We start from the raw sequence: 232 nt of genomic DNA on the forward strand, positions 1-232 counted from the left end.
CTGGTTCTCCCGCCTCGTGCTGGAAGTGGGTGAGGGCCCGCTCCGCCTGGTCGCCCGGGGCCGGGTCGTCGTTTCCGGGTTGTCCCATCGTGAGGGCTGTCACCGGCGCGTCCGCACCCGGCGCTTCCGGCTTGCCGTGCACGGCGTGCTGAAGGCACTGCATTTCCCACAGCGGGTTGGGCATGGAGGCTTTGGGGAAAAGCGCGGTGTTCCAGCCCAGCGGGCGGCTGGG

At 70.7% G+C, this 232-nt stretch carries 1 pseudogene; it reads right to left on the reverse strand.

The window, feature by feature from the left end:
- A pseudogene (locus ACQG3P_RS24885) lies at window positions 1–184 on the reverse strand (cytochrome c1); the annotation flags it as partial.
- Window positions 185–232 lie beyond the last annotated feature (48 nt).

The sequence above is a fragment of the Stenotrophomonas sp. SrG genome (genome assembly GCF_050031795.1).
GTDB classification, from domain to species: Bacteria; Pseudomonadota; Gammaproteobacteria; order Xanthomonadales; family Xanthomonadaceae; genus Stenotrophomonas; species Stenotrophomonas rhizophila_A.